Raw genomic sequence first — 18959 nt, forward strand, 5'->3', positions numbered from 1 at the left:
ATAAAACGATTTAAAAAAGAATGAAAATCACAAACCAGATGCTTGCTTCAGTTCCTTTTCAATACGCAAACGACGTGCGTACAGGGAAAATAGTAACTGGAAAAAAAATAAAACAAGCGGTTGAGCGTTTTTACAGCTGGATTGAAACAGCTGACCAGGACGGTTTCGTGTTAGATCATAACAAGGGAATGCAAATCGTTAACTTTTTTCCGGCTTTTTTAAATCATACAAAGGGAAAATTAGCAGGCAAACCGTTTGTTTTAGAGCCTTTTCAAGCATTTACAATGTACAATGTCTTCGGATGGATGGACAGCACGGGAAAACGGCGTATTTCTACAGTTTACGACAAAAGAGCTAAGAAAAACGGTAAATCAGCAGAAATGGCTGGTTTATCGCTTTTCTGCATGTCTTTTGATATGGAAATGGAAGCCGAGTGTTATGTTGGTGCAACAAAAGAAGATCAGGCAAAAATTTGCTGGAGACAAGCGGCACAATTTGTACAATCGCCTGTTGCAAACAGAAATCTCCAAAAAATGGGCTTCTTTGTCCAGCAAAAAAAGATTGGTTTCACCCGTACCGCTTCGTTTATGTCTCCTTTGGGTGGTGATTCCAGTACTCAGGACGGAGTTAATGCACATCTTTCAATCATTGATGAATACCACGCACATAAAGATGATTCTGTTAAGGAAAATTTAGAATCATCATCCGTCCAGCGTAAACAGCCTTTGCTATGGCATATCACTACAGCAGGAAGTAATAAAGGATCAGTATGTAAAAATTACGAAGATTCTGTTATTGAAGTGCTGAACGGTCAAAAAACCGACAATCACCTTTGGATAATGATTCATGATCTTGACGAAGGTGACGACTGGCAAGATCAAAGCGTTTGGATCAAGGCGAATCCATTATTAGGAAATGGCTTAGATATTGCTCAAATGCAAAGAGAGTTTATCAAAGCAGTAAATCAACCTTCTAAAATTCCAAATTTCAAAACCAAGCATTTAAATATGTGGGTTGATGGTCTTAGTGCGTGGATTCCTGCCGAAGAATGGACAAAAAACAAAGTTGAAATCGAAGATTACAAAGCATTTGTACTCGAAAAAGCGAAAGAATTTGGCTCAAACGGAGGTTTGGATTTGTCTTCCGTGGCTGATATTACCGCTTTCGTTATATTGACAAATCCTGACGATGAAGGTAATCAGTACCTTATAGTATTCTTGTTTTGTCCTGAAGATAACATCGACCGCCGTAGTAAAAATGACGGCGTACCATATCGATATTGGGTAGATGCTGGTTTTATGATTGCAACACCTGGTAATCGTGTCGACTATAATTATTTAAAACGATATATACGAGACAATTTTGAAACGTTTAATATTCAAAGGATAGATGCTGACCCGTGGAACGCCAGCAGTTTGCTTTCTGAACTTGTGGAAATGGAAATTCCAGTTTCAGAACTTTCACAAATTATGAGCCGCTTAAACCATCCAACAAAAATGCTTGAAAAATTAATCTACGACGGAAAAATCAAACATGACGGTAATCCGGTTATGGACTGGATGTTAGCGGCGTGCGTACCTATCGAAGATTCAAAAGGAAACATAATGCTTTCAAAAAAAGAAAGCCACAAAAACAAAAAACGCATCGACGGTTGGGCGGCATTAGTCAATGCTTTAGCAGCGCATTTATCACCCGACGAAGATGATGCAAACGAAAGTTACTACAATGACCCAAATCACATATTCGAATGCTAATAATTAAACCCAGTAAATATGATGACAGCCGCCGAAGAAAATGTTTTGCGACTTGAAAAAGCAAAACTTGAAAAAAAAATTGAACTAATGCAAAGTCTTTCGACACCTGCTAAATTCTACGCTTATTACTTTAGTAAGTTATCTGATTTTCGATCGAATAGTGATTGTTTCAATCATGTAAACGATTTGTATCATGAATTATTTGGAGAATTTAGGTATAGCGATTACGCTTCTTTTAGGGTACAGTTGTCAAAATTTAATAAAAAATAAAATGAAACAAATTATAATAATCGTAACCGTTTTCTTACTAGCGTTTTTAACGTCAATATTGTTTGACTGGCATTTTATTGCTGAAAATTCAGTAAGAAAAATCTTAGTAATTGTATTGATAATAGTAGAGTTAATTATAGGCTTATACTTGGTAAAAGCAGCAACCTTTAAAAACAACAGCAATGAGCGATAAATTAAAAGCAAAAAATATTAAAGCAGCAATTCAAAGATTACCTGATCCAAAAACCTACGGTGCTGATGTGGTTACCGTTGCTGTAGATAAAAATAGTTATACATTCGAGAAAAATAATAAAGAATGGTATTTTAAATTTTAAACTCCCTAACCAAAAACAATCACTTCACCACTGAAAAATAATATTGTTACCTAAGTTAACAATTACCACAAAAGGCACTATCTACTTTTGCATAGTAAATTATAAGCTATGTCAATTTTAGATACTGCCTTTTCTGCAATATTTGTGCCTGACGATAAACGTGCAGCTCCTTCTGTTTTTGACAGCATAGGGTCTCTGTTTTCGTTTGGTGGTTCTTCTTTTGCAACTTCTACTGTTAAAGTAAAAGACTCTCTAAAATTATCAGCGGTATATAATGCAGTTGAGCAGATTTCAAATGATCTTGCTAAAATTCCTTTTGCTGTTTTTCAAGACAATAATGGAAACAAGAAACGATTGAAATCACATCCGGTTGATAGACTTGTTTCGTTAGAGCCTAATTATTTAATGACTGCTTTTGTTTATAAAAAGCTTATTGGAACATCATTGCTATTAAGGGGTAATTGTTTGTTTAGACAGTATTTTAATAATGCGGGTTACCCTACATCGTCAGAATATATTCCTTGGGATGATGTGTATGATATTAAGATAGTAAAAGGCGAACTGTATTATTATATAAAAGGAATGAATCAACCGTTAATGTCGTCTGAAGTACTGCATTTTAAACAATTTTCATTAAATGGATTGGTAGGTATATCTACGATAACTTTTGCCGCCATGCAATTAGGAATGGCTTTGAAAGCGCAAGAATATTCATTAATGAATATCGAAAATAAAGGTGTTCGTCAAGGTGTTGTCGAAACTGATAAGGTGGTAAAAGACAAGACGGGTATTGTTAAGGCTTGGCGTACTGCAATGGGGGAAAGATCTGCCGATAGGGTAGTGGTTTTGGATGAAGGAATGAAATTCAATCCAATTACTATTACGCCTCAAGAACTTCAGATTATTGAACAGCAGAAATTTAGTATTGAAGATATTGCGCGCTGGTTCAATATTGCACCTCATAAAATAAAATCCCTAGAGCAATCTACAAATAATAATATCGAGCAACAATCTTTAGATCATGTTTCTGATACGATACAGCCATTAGTTACCAATATAGAACAGGAGTTTACAAAAAAACTCTTTTCAATTAGAGAAAAAGAAAACACCTATATCAAAGGAAACATGAACGTATTGCTACGTGCAGATTTAACATCACGTGCAGACTATTATTATAAAGCGGTTACGGGTGGATGGATATCCCGTGACGAAGTGAGGCAATTAGAAGAATACAATAAAGGTTCTGATTTGTTGGGTGAGTTTTTAACACCAACAAATGTGTATACTGAAAAGCAAATTGAAAAAAGTTTACTAAAAATAGATCAACCAAATGGAAAGTAAAGATTACATAAAAGATATTGAAGGTGCTGAACGTCGTTTTTTTATATCCGAGGTTCGTGCCGTAAAACCTACTGAAGAATCTGAAAACAAAACAGTAACTATCGAAGGTTATGCGGCAAAATACAATAAGCGTACAACTATCGGTGGTTGGTTTGAGGAAGAAATATTGCCGGGTGCTTTTGATGATTGTTTAGCTGATGATATACGTTGCCTGTTTAATCACAATCCAAACTTCATATTGGCTAGAACGGTTTCGGGAACTTTAAAAGTTGAAGCGGATGCCATAGGTTTTAAATATTCGTATGTTTCTCCGGATCGTTCTTATGCAAACGATTTGCGTGATTCTATCGATAAAGGTGATGTGTCAGAATCTTCTTTTGCTTTTAGAATCAAGGAAGAAAAATGGACAGCAGGCGATCCATCAAAAGGTATTTTAGATTTTCGTCAAATTGTAAAATTTGAAAAGATATACGATGTCGCGCCAGTAACTTATCCGGCTTATCCTGATACTGAAGTTGCTTCAAGAAGCTTAACAGCTGCAAAAAAAGAATTAGAATCCCGTGATAGTGTTCAGGGTGAAAATAAAGGGCTATCTGTTCTTGATGCTCAAATATTAATTAATAAAAACTTTTTGTAAAGATGAAAAAAAGTACAGAAATCAGACAAGAGCTATCAAATTTAGTAAGCTCACAACAAGATATGGCAAATGTCTTGACAACTGAAAAAAGAGCAGGTTTTAATCCTGATGAGCAAGTAAAATTCGATGCTATACAAGCTCAGGTAAATGAATTACGAACTCAGCTTGCAAATGCTGAAAATTTCGAAGAGAATCAAAGATCTTTTGGTGTGAATGGTGGAGAATCTGTTTTTGGAAAAGGAGAAAAAAATGAGCAAAGAGATGATACTCTTAGACCTGCGCCTTTGTCTATTCATGCTATTATTCGTTCTCAGATGGCTAATGGTCAACTTGAGGGGGAGGCGTTAAGAGTACATAATGAATCGAAACGTGCAGCAGAGGCTCAGGGTATCGTTGTTACAGGTGCTGTGATTCCTTTCGCAGAAAAGAGAGCAACCCAGCAAACAGTTACTGGCGATGGTGGTGATTATGGAGGGAATTTAGTACCTAGGGATCAACAGTCTTTGATTGAGTATTTGAGACCTGCACCATTAATTGAAAAAATGGGAATAGTTGTTACTACTGGTTTAAAAGGTAATTTACGATATCCTGTTAATGAGGGAGGTATTATAGCGACTTGGGAAGGTGAAACCGATAAAACTGATGGTACTGCTAACAAATATGGTTATGTTGATTCTATTCCAAAAAGAGTATCTGTGACAGTGCCAATTTCGTTATTGAATATTATGCAATCTTCTGAAGATTTAGAAAAACAAACGGTAGACGATATTCTTTTAGCGGTTGGAAATGCAATCGATGTGGCTTTTGTTAATGGATCTGGAACAGGACAACCTTTAGGTGTATTAAATCATACAGGAGTTAATACAGTTGCTACAGGAACAAATGGTTCTGCTCCAACATGGGATAATTTAGTGGATATGGAGACGGCTATTTTCGTTGAAAATGCTTCTGCGGCCAAAATGAATTATTTAGTAAATCCGAAAACTCGTGGAAAGTTGAAAAAAACAAAACATGACGCTGGAGATTTAAATTACTTGATGGATAAATCAGGAGAAGTAAATGGATATCCTTCTTTTACTTCAAATCATGTTCCGTCTAATTTAACAAAAGGTACAGGTACGAATTTATCTGCTGGTATTTTTGGTGATTTTACTCAAGGAAGAGTAAATATTTGGGGTTTTATGGATATATCAGTTGATGATAAATCACGTAAAAATGAAGGTTTAATTGAGGTTACTGCAAATGTCTTTGTTGATGTTGTTATTCGTCAACCAAAAGCTTTTGCAATTGCTAAAGGTTGGATAACTACTTAATTCAATAGATAAAATGAGTAAGAAAAACAACAACACAGCTACTGAATCGCTAGCTGTGTTAAAATCAAATTTAGAAGCTGCCGAATTAGCATTAAATGCGGTAACAACAACAATTACTTTGGCTGAAAAAGAAGAGGTTCAAGCATCTTATGATGAAGCAAAAAATATTGTTGATGCATTGACCGATGCTTGTACAGATGAAGAAAAAGAAACTGCTAGAGTTAATTTTGAAACTGCTGAAGCTGCTTTAAATGAAATTAAGGACTTGCCTACTGCTGAGGATAAAGAAGCTTTACAGCTTGCCTTTGATAAGGCAAAAACAGCTTATGATAAAGTTTTGACTCCTCCGGTAAAATCAAAAAATAAAACTTTAAAAGGTGTGTTTTTAGTTTCGCCTACAGGAAGGTTCAATTTAGGTTATAATGTTGGTGAGGAAGGTGAGTTTCCTGAATTGCAAGCAAAAGAATTAGCTGATGCTGGTTATCTAAAATTAATTGAATAAACCTCTAATTGTTTAAAAAAATGGTTACCGATAGTTATTATAAAAATCAAGCAGTTACAATATGTGTAACGCTTGCACAGGCGAAAAAACATCTAAAGCTAAGAGTTGGAGAAAGTTCAGAAGATGAATTGATTCAAGGTTATATTGATTCAGCTAAAGAAGACAGACAAAACTACATAAATCGTTCAATCGATACACGTGATTTTGTTATGGAAGTTTCGCAGTTCGAAACTGTAAATTTTGCTGTTAATTATGATAACGACGAAGTAACAAGTGTAAAATACTATAAACAGGGCGAAACCGAATTAACTACGCTTGACGCTGATAGTTACAAAGTTCGTCCTGGAATGGTAGTAGGAACAAAAACAATTACGTTTAAAAACCCGCCTTTAACAGAAAAGCGAGACGATGCAGTGATTATTACTGTAAAACAAGGTTGGGTAACGGCACAAGTTCCAGCGCCGTTAAAACAATCAATGTTGTTGCTTATTGGAGATCAATACGAACGTCGTGAAGATCGTGCAGAAATAGGTTATAACCGTGCGGCTGATGCTTTATGTAGAGCGTACAGAAAATATTAATGTTATGCCAAATAATCCTTTTATCGGTCAAATGGATCGTGAGATTGAGTTGATTGAAAAGAAGCCTATACAATCAGCCTCAGGTGCTGAAACTCTAGGTGAACAATCTCTAGGAGCAGATTTTTGGGCTAATATGCAAGAAGTCGGAGGTGGTGAAGACACTGACGGAAAAATAAAGCATTTAGTAAACCGTACATATACAATTCGTTGGGATGAAACGGTACAGCAAAAATCTAATGCTTTAATATTGGTTGATGGTGGTCAACGTTTTGAAGTTTTGCATGTTATCGAAATTGGTCGTAAAAAACATTTAGAAATTAGAGTGAAGCGTTATGAATAGTCCGTTGATGCAAGTGACAGGATTTGAAGAGCTGAAAGCTAAAATTAGAGAGCTCGGAAATGATAAGGATAAAAAACGAGAAGTTCTTATTATTCTAAGACAAGTTGCAAGTCCAACACTGCAAGCGGCAAGAAGTTTTGTTCCGGTTGCTTCAAAAAAGCATAAGGCGAGAGGTAAATTAATTGAACCTGGTAACTTAAAAAAATCATTAGGATATATCACGGGTAAACAGGAAAATCCTACAATTTATGTCGGAGCTCGAGCAAAAGGTGTTAATAATGGCTGGTACGCTCATTTTGTTGAGCATGGAGTAAATAAATACAGTAAAGGTTACAAGCGTAAACGTAAAAGAGGTGCAAACAATCATGCGGCAATTGGTAAAACAAAAGCTACTCCTTTTATGGCAACTGCTTATCAATCAACAAACGGTCAGGTGACTGCTGATGCACAAAGAAAAATGGCGGCATTTATACAACGTAGAATAGATAAATTAAGTAGATAATGTTTGAAAGTATTTCAAAAGAATTGTATAGTTTTTTTTCGGGATTACCCGATTTTAATGCGGTAATGAAAAGAAATGAAGGAGGAACAGAGAAAACGTTTCTTTTCCCGATAGTAGCTTTAGAAGGTAACACGTTGCCACTTTCGACTTATATTTTAGGAGATAGAAACCCTGAAACTAAAGATCGTTCACAAGTTGATATAATCGTTATTTTTTGGTTTGATCAAAACAGTTACGATGCATGTTGTGCTTTTACCGATGCAATGGTGCAACATATCGATGCAAGATACAATTTGCTTTCGGCATCAATTGATTACAACGAAGAAAGTTTTACTTATTCGGGAATGGTGAATTTTAACTTATTATAAAAAAAAATAAAAAAATGGCAAGCGAAATTTATAACGGGAAATTATTGCGATTCAAATTCAATGCTAAAAAGTTTTTACATGCAACGTCATGTAAGTTAGACTTTTCAACTAAGCTAGAGGAAATCGCAACAAAAGACACAAACGGAACAGTTGTGATTCCGTCAAATTACAGTTGGACGGGTTCAACGGAAGCTTTACTTTCTAATTTGCCTACTGGAGATACAGATCACGTAACCTTTGACGACATTTTAGCATTAAAGCTATCAGGTACTCAAATTGATGTGGATTTCACAACTGATGTTACAGGTGATATTATTTATACTGGTAAGGCATTTATTGAAAATGCTGGTATTACATCAACAGTTGGTGAGTCGGTAAAAGTAACTGTATCGTTTAGAGGTAACGGTGATTTAGACCGAGATACAGTAGTGTAATGGATGTTTCGGTAGAAATAAAAGGGAATACTTTTAAAATGACTTTTTCTTTAAAAGTATTCCGTATTTTAGGTAAGGTTTGGAATTTGCCATCTTTACCTGAAGTAATGAACAAAGTAGCTTTGATTGAGCAAATTGAATCCGGTAGTTTTGAGGTTTATGATATTCTCTACGATGTACTATTTCAGTCAATAGATTGTCATCCTGATAATCAGATTAAAATTTCTAAAGAAGAAATTGAAAATTTAGAAATGGATGAATTAATGTTGTTGGCGCAAGGAATGACGGAAGGAATTTCGGCAGCGTTTCCAGATGCTAAACCTGAAGAAAATTCAAAAAAAAAGACGATAGCTCCGAAGAAATAGTTTCCGAAGAAATTGATGAAACATGGGATGCTTTGGAAGAACTAGCTTTGGGGCAGTTGAGATTAAAAGTTAAATATTTTTATAGCTTGACATATAGGGAATTTGTTAATACAGTTAATGGATTTCAAAAATATGAAGACATTAAAAGTAGGGAACAATGGTCTATGACTCGAAAAATGATGTACGCTTCTGTAGCTCCGTATGCCGATGCAAATTTCAAAGAAACGGATTTCTTTAAATTCCCTGGAGAGGAAGAAATGTTGAAAAAAATTGCAGAGAAACAGTTGCTTGTTGATCTTGAAAGAGAACGTATCAGTAAAGAGTTTTTTGCAAAATATGATGCAAAAAAGGCGGCAATGGGAAAAGCGTAATTTGTTGAGTTGTTTTATATTTTCTGTGTTTTGAATGAGAAAAGCTCTGATTAATTTCAGGGCTTTTTTTGTTACCATAGTTAACAAGTTAGGGTTTTTTGTGGTGGTATTTTTACTGAAATATTACTTCAATGTTAGGTTTAGCTAGTATCAATGTAAAGTTTCAGGTCGACTTAACTCAGTTCTCAACTGGGATGCAAAACGCTATGCGTGATGTAGATAAGTTTGGTCAGAAAATGCAAAAAATGGGGCGAACAATGACAACATTTGTCACTGCTCCACTTTTAGCAGCTGCTGGCGCATCTGTGAAATTTGCTTCAGATTATCAAGAGAGCTTAAATAAAGTTGATGTAGCTTTTGATACGTCCTCGAGTGCTGTTAAAGAATTTGGAAAAACAGCTTTAGAGACATACGGTATTGCTGAAGGTACGGCTTTAGATATGGCGGCGGCTTTTGGTGATATGGGTACATCAATGGGGTTGACAACTGCACAAGCGGCTAAAATGTCAACTGAATTGGTTGGTTTAGCTGGTGATATTTCTTCTTTTAAAAATATAGGAATCGAACAAGCTAATACTGCATTGTCTTCCATTTTTACAGGTGAAACAGAATCTTTAAAAAAGCTGGGAATTGTAATGACTGAGCAAAATTTGCAGGAATTTGCTTTGTCAAAAGGTATTCGTACGCGAATGAAAGATATGGATCAGGCTTCTAAGGTGAATCTTAGATATGCTTATGTGATGCAAGCGACTTCAAATGCTCATGGTGACTTTGCGAGAACTGGAGGTGGTGCGGCTAATCAATCGAGAATTTTTAGAGAATCTCTTAAAGAGCTTGGTCAAATGTTTGGCACGGTGATTTTGCCATATTTTACTAAAATCATTACTTCTGTTAATGGCTTTATAAAAGGGCTTTTAGGAATGAGTGAAGGTGCAAAGGTGACAATTATAGTTGTAGCAGGATTAGCGGCGGCAATTGGTCCGTTGTTGATAGCTATAGGTGCTATAGCTTCAGGAATTCCGGTCGTAGTTGCTGGTTTTACTGCGTTAAGAACTGCGATAATGGCAACTTATGCTGTTGTGGCAGCTAATCCTATCGGTGTTTTGGTTTTAGTAGCACAAGCGGCAGCTTTAGCGATGCTGGTTTATTCGGTAAATACAAAAAAAGCGGCTACGGCACAAGATGATTTAAATGAAGCGGTTAGGAAAGGAAATGAAAACGCCGTTACTGAAGTTGGTGTTTTAGATAAATTATATGCATCTGCTACAAATGTAAAATTATCAACTGATGAAAGAAAAAAAGCGGTTGATGAGATGCAATCGCTTTATCCTGCTTACTTCGGAAATCTTAAAGATGAAATCATTTTAAACGGAAAAGCTAAGATTTCATATGAAGAATTGCGAGAAGCTATTTTTAATAAAAGTCGTGCTATTGCTATTGACAATGAACTGCAAAAACGAGCTAATGAACGTGTAGAAAAAGAAATCGAGATTCGAAATAAAATAGCGGCTACCGAGGCGGAAATTTTAAGATTAAGAAGAAGTACAGGTGATGTAGTGATTCAGGAAGGTAGTGCATCTGAAAGAGTGAACAGGGTGACGGAATCTAGAGCTGAGTTGATTGAAAGACAAACAAAGCTATTAGGTATTCAAAATTCAGAACTTAAAAAATTCAATGAAGATAATTTAAAAGCAGATGAAGTTTTATTTTCTGCTAAAGAAGATTATTTAAAGAAAACGGGGAAACTTGAAGAAAATGAAAAACTTAAACTTCAGGATATTAAAATTGGAACAGATGCGATAAAAGATAGTATCGATGCATTAAAGCCTGGTACTATAGCTTATTACGAAAGTCTGATAAAATTACAGCGTCAAGAGCAGGAAAATAATGTAACAAGTAATGCTGAATGGCTTAAAAAGCAAGCAATTATTGATTCTTATCAAAGAAAAATTGACGAGATAATAAAAAAACAGCAAATTAAATTACCAAGACCCGAAATGCCGGATGCATCAACTTTTGATGGTGTTGTTCCTGCTTTTTCTTTGGAGGATTTAAAAGGACAGTTGTCTTATTTTGAAAAACTCAGAGAGCAATTCTCGACTACTGCTGAAGAGTATCAAAGATTAACAAATCAGATTAATAATACTCAAATAAAAATAAATGAAATTGAAGGTGCTGATGATTTAAATAATAAAATCATAGCGATTTCTGACAGTCAAAAAAGGATGGCTGAAATTGCTCAATTAACAGGGCAAAGTGTTAGTGATGCGTTTGCGGGGTTAGCTAATAATTTGGTCGAATCTTTAGGGCTTGCTCAAAATGGATTTGGGGGTTTTATAACCGGAATGATCCAAACAGTAACAAAGTTGATTGCAATGATGTTGGCTTCCGCTATTTCGCAATCAATTGCTGGGGCTACAGCTTCGGGAACTGCTACTGGTCCAGCGGCAGTTTTTACAACTCCGGCGTTTATCGCTACTGCTGTTGGTGGAGTTTTGGCGGCTTTTGCAGCAATTCCAAAATTTGCAACGGGTGGTATTGTAGGAGGTTCGTCTTTCTATGGTGATAAAATTTTAGCGAGGTTGAATAGCGGTGAAATGATTGCGAATCAGGATCAGCAAAAAGCATTGTATGGAATGCTTTCAAATAATGGAAAAACAGTCAACATTACTTTAGGTGGTGGTTTTGTTGTTGATGGAAATAAACTAAGATTAGTTCTTGATAGAACAGATAATAAAAATTCAAGAATAGGGTAATGAGTTATTACATTGATATAATAGACCAGGAACTAAACGAAAGTAAATTTGTTTTAGAAGTAGCTTCAAAGTCAGGAATAACGCTTTCTTGGAATGGTGGAGATTCTAAAGATGATTTAGCGGTTGTAGGAAGTGCGCTTGAATTTGATATTGCGCATACAGAAAATGTAGATGCTAAATTTATAAATTTTTTCACAGGAAATGAGATTCGTTTTAAAGTTGAATTGCGTAATCAAAGTGATGATTCTTTGGTTTGGACTGGTTTTTTAATTCCTGATACCTATTCTGAGCCTTGGACAAATGGAGTTGTTTTTGTAAAGATTACCGCTTCTTGCGGATTAGGAAGGTTGAAAGGTAAATACCCTCCTGAATCGTATTATCGTGACGAAAAAAGTGTAATAGATATTATCTGTGCGTGCTTAAAATTGACAAGTTTAGGTTTGAATGTGTTTTTTAATCCTGCAATAGAGAATTCAGTTCAAAAAGACTGGAATCAAATTTATATTGATACGATTACTTTTTTTACTGATGAAAAAAGAACTAAAAAGCAGGATGCTTATTCTATATTAGAAAAATTGATGCAAGATACGTTGTGTGTTTGTTTTCAGGCAGACAGCCGATGGAATGTTGAAGGAATAAATAAGAGGAATATTCGAAGTTATGATACTGTTTTGTATAATGAAAATGGTGTTTTAATAGGTCGTTCAACTGGAAACAAGCTATTAAAAAAAGTAACCGCTTTTGCTTCTCCTAATGTGACAATGATCCCGCCGTATAATATGATTACGGTATCTCATGAAAGAAAGCCTCAGGCTTTTCCTAGTACGATTTCAAAGGAAAGCAACGAAGGTTGGGCGGTGGTTTCAGGTGTAAAAGGCGAAGTTTATGCAACTGATTGGAATGGTAACAATGCATATTACTGTAAGTCAATACAGCCGGATTATTACAACTCAGTTAAAAAAGAATATGTTAATCCTGATATTGGAGGTATTTCAGAAATTCAGCCATTTGATGAAACCAAGTTTATAAATCTTAAAAACAAAATATTCTTTTATAAAGATCAACGAGTTACTATATCTATGATCTTTAAAATTATCAAGTGGGCAAATGTAATGTCAGGTATTTTGCCTGGAGCATATTACAATCCATTGCTTTATGAAGTGCTTTTGAATGATGTTGTATTGTATACAAATAGAACTGAAGTAGTTTCAGAAAGTCAATCATTGTCTTTCGATCCGGAAGATTTAACAGCTGAATTGAATTTTGATATAATTATTCCAAATGAGGGATTGTTAGATATAAAAATTTGGCGTCCAAGTGGTGAGATTATTGGGTCAAATATTTCAGGATTTGAATTAACAAAACTTGAAATAACGCCTATTAATTTTCAGGAAATAATTCAATACGTCGATTTGATAAATGGTGAGTTTACAATCGATAAAGAAATTGAATTGAATTATGCCGATGATGACACCGCTTTTAGTAAAGCGTTTAGGTTGGCAAAGTTAAAAGAAGCTACAGATTTTTATAATGTTATTGAAGTTCCGGTGTTGTATAGATTTGAACAGAATGGACAAAAGTATTCAGTAGTTGATTTGGATGGTGCAAATCTTATAAAAGATAATATCAATACAGTTTATCATGAAGGCATCTTGCTTTCAAATTTAGAAGTTACTTACAATTTTGGAGGTGGTGAGCAAATGGTTATTCGAACAGATTTTGTTACAACCGCTTCTTTTTTCGTTCGGGTTTATAAATTCAATGATTATGATCAAAGCCGTACATCTTGGTTAGAGTGGACAGATTCGATTTATAAAATAGAAACTTCGAGATATGGTCAGATAGTGGCAAATGTGATCCGTAGAATGTTCGGAATAGCTTCCGAGAAAATCGATATGATTGCTGTAGGTGCTGTAAAATTTAATGATATAATTCAGTTTAAATACGTTTATGATAAGCAGTTTGTTCCGGTTAATTGCTCCTGGAATTTAGGACAAAATGAAACGACATTAACCTTGTCTCGAGTAATCTATAAAGATAGTGGTGATTCAGGGGAAAACCCTGAAAATATACCGCCAATTGTAAATGCTGGTCCTGATATTGTTTTAGATAATGATCAAACTTCTGTAGAAATAACAGCTGTTGCTAATGATGTTGATGGCTTTATTGTTTTTCAAAAATGGACAAAATTATTAGGTGGTTTTGGTGATGTAATTGTTTCGCCAAATGAACTTAAAACTGTGTTTGAGAACTTGACTGAAGATCAATATCAATATCAAATCGAAGTTACAGACAACGATGGTGCAACGGCTACTGATGTTGTTACTATGATTCGAAAAAAGGATTACGATGCTGCTTTAGATTTGATTTTTATTGAAGGTGCAGATGGCGGTGTTTTTCTGTTTGCTAAATATCAATTTGTAATCGACCCGAATATAGATCCTTCTTATAGTTTGTTGCTAAAAGGTGTTGTAAATGTTTTTTCATATAATCCTGGATTAGAAACTTCTTTTGCAAGATTTAGAATTGTAAAAAATGGAGTTATTGTGTACAGTGGTGAGTGGAATCATGGCGATGCAATTACAATGTTTCCTTTTACAATCAGCTATATATCAACAGATATTATATTGTTTGAAATCGATCAAAACAGAGATTTTCCTGAAGGGCATTGGGGAAGTTCTTGGATAGATTTAACTAAAGTAGAATTTATAACTGGAGCGGGAAATATAAATGGATTACCTATTTATGCTCAGCCAGTTCCTGGACCATTTACACCTTAAAATAATGGCAAAAAACGTTCAAAGAATTGGAGTAGGAAATAACAGGTTTCCTAGAATAGATGAAGAAATCGGGATTACAGAGCCTGGAACTTTCACTTTTGACAGTACAACAGTAACATTTGACAGCATGGTCGATACGTTTGATTTTGATATTGTGCCTTTGCCCCCAGTTGTAAAAAGAGATTACTCAAATATAGATTATTTAGAAACCGATTATAAGTAAAAATATTATGGCAGATATTACAGAAAGTGAATTAAGGGTGTTTATCGCTGAAATGTTGCCTGGTGCTTCTGAAATTCCGGCTGAAGATCATAGAGCGGTTGAAAATAAGATTGTTGATTTTTTGGTTCAGGAAATTGGAAAAACAGCTAAATCAAAAGTTTTGCTTTTAGAATCTTTTGTGCTTGATAGAAATTTCACCGTTAACACAGGATTTACAGTTGGAACAGAAATTACAAGCGTAGTTGCAATGTTGGTTTGTAAAACATCTAATAACGGTTTTTTTCCAAATGATGTTGTTACCGCTCCCACACCATATCCGCAAGATTCGGGTAGAACAGCAGCACAAGGAATTGGAGTGCAATATACAAACGAAAGTCCTGAATCTATTAAGGTGATGGTGAATGATCAGCTTACTATAATGACGGCTTACAATGCAACTGTAAACGCACCAGCAAACAATGTTTTGATTTCAGGTGTAGATGCTGCTAAATGGTCAATTAAACTAATTGTAGGATATAAATAAAGTACAATGCCAATACAAGATATAAATATCGGTGCAAGTCCAAATGACAAAACAGGTGATTCTGCTAGAGTAGCGGGGCAAAAGATTAATTTAAATTTTGCTTATTTAGATGCTAAAGTTAATAATTCTAATCATGTGGTGACGCTTGGAACTTCGGTTTTAGATGGTCAGGATTTGACAATTCACGCAGGCTGGGTTTGGCAAATAAACGGAATTGAATACACAAATCCGGTTGATGTTATTATTAATTTTCCGTTTTGCTCTTCAGGAAAACAAAGGCTTGATAGAATCGTTTTTAATACGTCGAATACCTTCACAAAAGTCGCTGGAACTGAAAGCGTGAGTAATCCAGTAGCAACGCCTGCGCCAGTTGATACAATCGAATTCGGAATTACATTAGTAACCGACGGTACTGTCGGTGATCCGTCAACACCAATTGAGGGTGGTAGCTACGTCAAAAAAATGGAATCTCAGGATTTTATTGCAAGTTACGGTGCAACAACAGTTGTTGAACAAATTGATCTAATCGATGACAGAAGCTCAATCCTTTTAACTGGTGCAATCACTGATGTAAAATCGATTCAAATGTCAGGTGAATTTATTCGACCTGGTAAACCTTTCTTTATAAAAAACGCTACAGGTCATGATGTTAAATTATGGCATTTAGCAGGAACTGGAAACGTAAAGATTTCTTTTCCGAATGCTTTGGATTTTACTATAAAAGACAAAGAGGTTATTCAGTTTAAACAAAATGCTAATGATTCAAGTGATGTAAGAATTGAATATGTTGGGATCGATGTTGTAAACAACTTAACTGTGGGTGGAACGAACAAAGCTCTTTCTGCTGAAATGGGCAAAACATTAGATTCAACAAAACAGCCAAATCTAACAGATGCTGTTTTTGGAGCATTTCAAAGTGTGCTGCCGACTGTAACTTCATTATCAGATACAGACAAAATGCCGTTTTTAATTGGTTCAGTGTCGCGTATGATGACCTGGTTAAATTTTAAGGCAATTTTAGTTGCAACCTTTTTTTTAGACGCTACTTCATCTATACAAACTCAGTTAAATGGAAAGCAGGCTAAAGATGATCAAATCGAAATCTCAACAAATAGTAACGTTTTAAACGCATGGCATGGGCAAACGGTTTTGTTTACTGCAAGTTGTACAATTACAGTTCCGTCAACATTGAATAATTCTTTGATGTTTCCGTTTAGAACTTTAGCCGGCGTTACAGTGACATGGCAAATTACTTCACCGTTTACGTGGGAAACTACGCCTGTGGCTACAGCTGAAAAAACCGTAGGACATTTTATGCGTAGGGGTTCTACTAATACAATATTCTTAGATGTGTAGTTATGGGAAGTTTGAAATCATATTACTTCGGAAAAAGAAAAGTATCTGCTAATACATATATAGGAGGAGTGGCGTCCGTTTTGAATTCTGCAAGTGCAGTAGCAGCGGCTTTGAGTGTTTCGGTGAGTAGAATACAAAACTTTTTGATTGTTGGTTCGAATATACAATTCAAAATGGTCGGTACGTATAGTTTGTCTTTTGTTCCTGCAACAGGAGCATTATTAAGACCCCTTCTTACATATTATCAAGACAATGATGGTTTAGTTTTAAATATTACCTCAAGCTGTTTTGCTGTTTACACTAAAATAATAAGGTTGTATTTTCCGGGAATTATTACGCAAACAGGAACTAATGTTCATCAAGATATCGCTACTGTTCATATTTTGGAATTACCTAACTGTATTTCACTTCCAGCTAATTTTTTAGGAAACTGGCAAACCCCTGTAGGTGGCGGAACAAAAGTATTAGTTGCTCCTAAATGCACAAATTGGGGAGCAACTAAATTAGATAATAATGTAGTTGGAGGAAATGCTAGAATACGAATGAAAGCATATGCTCCAATATCTGAACAAACATCAAATGCCGGAGCTCCGGAAGGTGATTTATCTGGAATTGCAGGAAGCACTTCTTCATCTGTGGTTTATGTGCCTAATTACATCAAACCAAATGCAATAATTGACTTGACAGCAGGAATAATTACGAGTACCACAATTCAGTTAAATTTTACAGTTCCAAGCAGTACAAATACCTTAGATTTTTATGAAGTGTATTTGAATAGTGTTTATAAGGGAAAAATTACAGCTAGTGGTCAGAATGTTACAGGGCTTACGACAGGGTCATTGTATAAAATTGAGGTTTATGCGGTCGATGTCTATTATAATAAATCGTTAATAAGTAACATAATTAGTGTGACAACCCTATAAAAATTTACAAATCATTAAATACCACATAAAATGATAAAAACAATAATACCAGTAAAGATAGAGGTGAGAGGAATCGCAACTTCAATAGTACAATTAGAAATAGTTTCGTATAAAGGAACTCCTGAAGGAAATTTTTACACCGTTCACGACTATGCAATTTCTGAGACAGAAAGCGGTGTAGTAAAAAGGCTTATTCAAGAAAAGACAGTTTTTTATGATTCAGGTAAAATCAACGCTTTAAATAATTTGCTGGAATCTCAAAACGATTATTCGCAATTGACAAAAATGGAGCGTGATTGGGCAAAAATAGTTGATGGTTTGCTTTATGATACTCAGACTAACCTATTTGAAGACGGAGCAACGGTTTATGAAATTCAACCTAATCAATGGGTAAAATGTTAGGTTTTATTCAATTCTTAGTGGCTTATGTTTTATATCTGCCATTAACGCTTGTGAATTTCACTTTAGTCTGGTCAAAAGGTTATTTCAGAGATTCCGCATTAACGTTAGATAGATTGGCAAACAGGGAATTTAGAACACTTTGGAATAAAGTTTTAATACTGAATGACGGTTACAAATTCGGAAAAATTGAAGAAACTATTTCCGGTGTGTTGGGAAAAAATATCCAACTCAAAAAACTATCCAAAACCGGAAAAGTATTGGTTTGGATATTATCTGAAAAGCATTGTATTGATGCAATTATAAATATTGAAAAATGAAAACAAACATATTCTATATCATTATTAAAAATACTCCTACTATGATAGTAAAACTACTTTGCGATATTGTTTTAATCGCTGATACAAGACCAACGTTTATTGAGAAATTAAAATATTTTGGATTAATCATAACGACTTTTGGTCCGATCGCGTGGTTGTTAGAAGGCTTGACGGGATGGTATTTAGTGAATAAGCAGTTTGCAGGATTTGTTTTATTGGCAGTTGTATTTAATTTGGTTATAGGGGCTTGGTATCACCATAAAATGAACTCGTTTTCATGGGAAGAGTTTTTGAAGAAAAACATTCTAATGATTACGGTTTTGTTTCTTTCTTATACAATGCTAGAGATGCTTCGCCTAACAGCTGGAGATAATTTCGCAGCCGAAAGCTTCAGGATTATAATTCAAGTTTCTTCATTGCTTTATCCGGTTAGTAAATGTTTGAAAAATCTATATATACTTTCTAATAAGCAATTTCCACCAGCATTTATAATGGAACGTCTCTACAACTTTGAAAAAACAGGAAATTTAAAAGATCTGTTTCCTGATGAACCTAAAAACTAATTA

Annotated in this window: 23 protein-coding genes; all 23 read left to right on the forward strand. The window is 35.0% G+C overall.

Annotated features, from left to right (window positions below; genetic code table 11):
* Positions 1 to 20: 20 nt before the first annotated feature.
* The 23 genes from ACWA1B_RS12745 to ACWA1B_RS12855 all read left to right on the forward strand — a co-directional run bounded on the left by ACWA1B_RS12745 (position 21) and on the right by ACWA1B_RS12855 (position 18956).
* A complete protein-coding gene (locus tag ACWA1B_RS12745) occupies positions 21 to 1754 on the forward strand; it encodes a terminase large subunit (RefSeq protein WP_456907427.1) in 1734 nt (577 codons plus the stop codon).
* Positions 1755 to 1772: 18 nt separating this feature from the next.
* Positions 1773 to 2024, forward strand: a complete 252-nt coding sequence (locus ACWA1B_RS12750; protein ID WP_456907429.1) for a hypothetical protein — start codon at positions 1773 to 1775, stop codon at positions 2022 to 2024.
* A gap of 182 nt (positions 2025 to 2206) precedes the next feature.
* Positions 2207 to 2359, forward strand: a complete 153-nt coding sequence (locus ACWA1B_RS12755; RefSeq protein WP_456907430.1) for a hypothetical protein — start codon at positions 2207 to 2209, stop codon at positions 2357 to 2359.
* Between the two features lie 108 nt (positions 2360 to 2467).
* Positions 2468 to 3700: a phage portal protein gene (locus tag ACWA1B_RS12760; RefSeq protein ID WP_456907432.1), complete on the forward strand. Its 1233-nt coding sequence runs from the start codon at positions 2468 to 2470 to the stop codon at positions 3698 to 3700.
* Positions 3690 to 4337, forward strand: coding sequence for an HK97 family phage prohead protease (locus tag ACWA1B_RS12765; RefSeq protein ID WP_456907434.1), 648 nt, complete (start codon positions 3690 to 3692; stop codon positions 4335 to 4337). The genes ACWA1B_RS12760 and ACWA1B_RS12765 overlap by 11 nt, the downstream gene beginning before the upstream one ends.
* A gap of 2 nt (positions 4338 to 4339) precedes the next feature.
* Positions 4340 to 5650, forward strand: a complete 1311-nt coding sequence (locus tag ACWA1B_RS12770; protein WP_456907436.1) for a phage major capsid protein — start codon at positions 4340 to 4342, stop codon at positions 5648 to 5650.
* Between the two features lie 13 nt (positions 5651 to 5663).
* Complete coding sequence (locus ACWA1B_RS12775; protein WP_456907438.1) at positions 5664 to 6152, forward strand: hypothetical protein; 489 nt, start codon at positions 5664 to 5666, stop codon at positions 6150 to 6152.
* 20 nt (positions 6153 to 6172) lie between these two features.
* Entirely contained in the window at positions 6173 to 6733 is a 561-nt protein-coding gene (locus tag ACWA1B_RS12780) for a head-tail connector protein (RefSeq protein ID WP_456907440.1), read from the forward strand.
* Between the two features lie 4 nt (positions 6734 to 6737).
* Entirely contained in the window at positions 6738 to 7073 is a 336-nt protein-coding gene (locus tag ACWA1B_RS12785; protein ID WP_152561011.1) for a phage head completion protein, read from the forward strand.
* The gene (locus tag ACWA1B_RS12790) at positions 7066 to 7575 is read left to right on the forward strand and encodes an HK97-gp10 family putative phage morphogenesis protein (RefSeq protein WP_456907442.1); all 510 of its coding nucleotides are present in this window, start codon (positions 7066 to 7068) and stop codon (positions 7573 to 7575) included. The genes ACWA1B_RS12785 and ACWA1B_RS12790 overlap by 8 nt, the downstream gene beginning before the upstream one ends.
* Positions 7575 to 7943 (forward strand): hypothetical protein, encoded by a 369-nt coding sequence (locus ACWA1B_RS12795; protein ID WP_456907444.1) that lies wholly within the window; start codon positions 7575 to 7577, stop codon positions 7941 to 7943. Before ACWA1B_RS12790 ends, ACWA1B_RS12795 begins: the two co-directional genes overlap by 1 nt.
* Before the next feature lie 14 nt (positions 7944 to 7957).
* Positions 7958 to 8377, forward strand: coding sequence for a hypothetical protein (locus ACWA1B_RS12800; protein ID WP_456907446.1), 420 nt, complete (start codon positions 7958 to 7960; stop codon positions 8375 to 8377).
* Complete coding sequence (locus ACWA1B_RS12805; protein ID WP_456907448.1) at positions 8377 to 8742, forward strand: hypothetical protein; 366 nt, start codon at positions 8377 to 8379, stop codon at positions 8740 to 8742. Before ACWA1B_RS12800 ends, ACWA1B_RS12805 begins: the two co-directional genes overlap by 1 nt.
* Before the next feature lie 32 nt (positions 8743 to 8774).
* Positions 8775 to 9113 (forward strand): hypothetical protein, encoded by a 339-nt coding sequence (locus ACWA1B_RS12810; protein WP_456907450.1) that lies wholly within the window; start codon positions 8775 to 8777, stop codon positions 9111 to 9113.
* A gap of 131 nt (positions 9114 to 9244) precedes the next feature.
* On the forward strand, positions 9245 to 11869 hold the full coding sequence (locus ACWA1B_RS12815; RefSeq protein ID WP_456907452.1) for a hypothetical protein: 2625 nt from the start codon (positions 9245 to 9247) through the stop codon (positions 11867 to 11869).
* Positions 11869 to 14649: a PKD domain-containing protein gene (locus ACWA1B_RS12820; protein WP_456907454.1), complete on the forward strand. Its 2781-nt coding sequence runs from the start codon at positions 11869 to 11871 to the stop codon at positions 14647 to 14649. Before ACWA1B_RS12815 ends, ACWA1B_RS12820 begins: the two co-directional genes overlap by 1 nt.
* Positions 14650 to 14653: 4 nt before the next feature.
* Entirely contained in the window at positions 14654 to 14872 is a 219-nt protein-coding gene (locus tag ACWA1B_RS12825; protein WP_456907456.1) for a hypothetical protein, read from the forward strand.
* A gap of 7 nt (positions 14873 to 14879) precedes the next feature.
* Entirely contained in the window at positions 14880 to 15395 is a 516-nt protein-coding gene (locus ACWA1B_RS12830; protein WP_456907458.1) for a hypothetical protein, read from the forward strand.
* 6 nt (positions 15396 to 15401) lie between these two features.
* Positions 15402 to 16751 carry a hypothetical protein gene (locus ACWA1B_RS12835; RefSeq protein ID WP_456907460.1) on the forward strand — a complete coding sequence of 450 codons (1350 nt, stop codon included), beginning with the start codon at positions 15402 to 15404 and terminating at the stop codon, positions 16749 to 16751.
* Between the two features lie 2 nt (positions 16752 to 16753).
* A complete protein-coding gene (locus ACWA1B_RS12840; RefSeq protein WP_456907462.1) occupies positions 16754 to 17674 on the forward strand; it encodes a fibronectin type III domain-containing protein in 921 nt (306 codons plus the stop codon).
* A 30-nt stretch (positions 17675 to 17704) separates the two neighbouring features.
* Positions 17705 to 18076 carry a hypothetical protein gene (locus tag ACWA1B_RS12845; RefSeq protein WP_456907464.1) on the forward strand — a complete coding sequence of 124 codons (372 nt, stop codon included), beginning with the start codon at positions 17705 to 17707 and terminating at the stop codon, positions 18074 to 18076.
* Positions 18061 to 18393, forward strand: coding sequence for a hypothetical protein (locus ACWA1B_RS12850; RefSeq protein ID WP_456907466.1), 333 nt, complete (start codon positions 18061 to 18063; stop codon positions 18391 to 18393). The genes ACWA1B_RS12845 and ACWA1B_RS12850 overlap by 16 nt, the downstream gene beginning before the upstream one ends.
* Positions 18390 to 18956, forward strand: coding sequence for a hypothetical protein (locus ACWA1B_RS12855; protein ID WP_456907468.1), 567 nt, complete (start codon positions 18390 to 18392; stop codon positions 18954 to 18956). Before ACWA1B_RS12850 ends, ACWA1B_RS12855 begins: the two co-directional genes overlap by 4 nt.
* Positions 18957 to 18959 lie beyond the last annotated feature (3 nt).

It is taken from the genome of Flavobacterium xizangense (genome assembly GCF_054075145.1).

Bases quoted from the DNA above. Each gene is read 5' to 3' on its own strand.
- ACWA1B_RS12745 (WP_456907427.1), top strand. From the start codon at position 21: ATGAAAATCACAAACCAGATGCTTGCTTCAGTTCCTTTTCAATACGCA.
- ACWA1B_RS12750 (WP_456907429.1), top strand. From the start codon at position 1,773: ATGATGACAGCCGCCGAAGAAAATGTTTTGCGACTTGAAAAAGCAAAA.
- ACWA1B_RS12755 (WP_456907430.1), top strand. From the start codon at position 2,207: ATGAGCGATAAATTAAAAGCAAAAAATATTAAAGCAGCAATTCAAAGA.
- ACWA1B_RS12760 (WP_456907432.1), top strand. From the start codon at position 2,468: ATGTCAATTTTAGATACTGCCTTTTCTGCAATATTTGTGCCTGACGAT.
- ACWA1B_RS12765 (WP_456907434.1), top strand. From the start codon at position 3,690: ATGGAAAGTAAAGATTACATAAAAGATATTGAAGGTGCTGAACGTCGT.
- ACWA1B_RS12770 (WP_456907436.1), top strand. From the start codon at position 4,340: ATGAAAAAAAGTACAGAAATCAGACAAGAGCTATCAAATTTAGTAAGC.
- ACWA1B_RS12775 (WP_456907438.1), top strand. From the start codon at position 5,664: ATGAGTAAGAAAAACAACAACACAGCTACTGAATCGCTAGCTGTGTTA.
- ACWA1B_RS12780 (WP_456907440.1), top strand. From the start codon at position 6,173: ATGGTTACCGATAGTTATTATAAAAATCAAGCAGTTACAATATGTGTA.
- ACWA1B_RS12785 (WP_152561011.1), top strand. From the start codon at position 6,738: ATGCCAAATAATCCTTTTATCGGTCAAATGGATCGTGAGATTGAGTTG.
- ACWA1B_RS12790 (WP_456907442.1), top strand. From the start codon at position 7,066: ATGAATAGTCCGTTGATGCAAGTGACAGGATTTGAAGAGCTGAAAGCT.
- ACWA1B_RS12795 (WP_456907444.1), top strand. From the start codon at position 7,575: ATGTTTGAAAGTATTTCAAAAGAATTGTATAGTTTTTTTTCGGGATTA.
- ACWA1B_RS12800 (WP_456907446.1), top strand. From the start codon at position 7,958: ATGGCAAGCGAAATTTATAACGGGAAATTATTGCGATTCAAATTCAAT.
- ACWA1B_RS12805 (WP_456907448.1), top strand. From the start codon at position 8,377: ATGGATGTTTCGGTAGAAATAAAAGGGAATACTTTTAAAATGACTTTT.
- ACWA1B_RS12815 (WP_456907452.1), top strand. From the start codon at position 9,245: ATGTTAGGTTTAGCTAGTATCAATGTAAAGTTTCAGGTCGACTTAACT.
- ACWA1B_RS12820 (WP_456907454.1), top strand. From the start codon at position 11,869: ATGAGTTATTACATTGATATAATAGACCAGGAACTAAACGAAAGTAAA.
- ACWA1B_RS12825 (WP_456907456.1), top strand. From the start codon at position 14,654: ATGGCAAAAAACGTTCAAAGAATTGGAGTAGGAAATAACAGGTTTCCT.
- ACWA1B_RS12830 (WP_456907458.1), top strand. From the start codon at position 14,880: ATGGCAGATATTACAGAAAGTGAATTAAGGGTGTTTATCGCTGAAATG.
- ACWA1B_RS12835 (WP_456907460.1), top strand. From the start codon at position 15,402: ATGCCAATACAAGATATAAATATCGGTGCAAGTCCAAATGACAAAACA.
- ACWA1B_RS12840 (WP_456907462.1), top strand. From the start codon at position 16,754: ATGGGAAGTTTGAAATCATATTACTTCGGAAAAAGAAAAGTATCTGCT.
- ACWA1B_RS12845 (WP_456907464.1), top strand. From the start codon at position 17,705: ATGATAAAAACAATAATACCAGTAAAGATAGAGGTGAGAGGAATCGCA.
- ACWA1B_RS12850 (WP_456907466.1), top strand. From the start codon at position 18,061: ATGGGTAAAATGTTAGGTTTTATTCAATTCTTAGTGGCTTATGTTTTA.
- ACWA1B_RS12855 (WP_456907468.1), top strand. From the start codon at position 18,390: ATGAAAACAAACATATTCTATATCATTATTAAAAATACTCCTACTATG.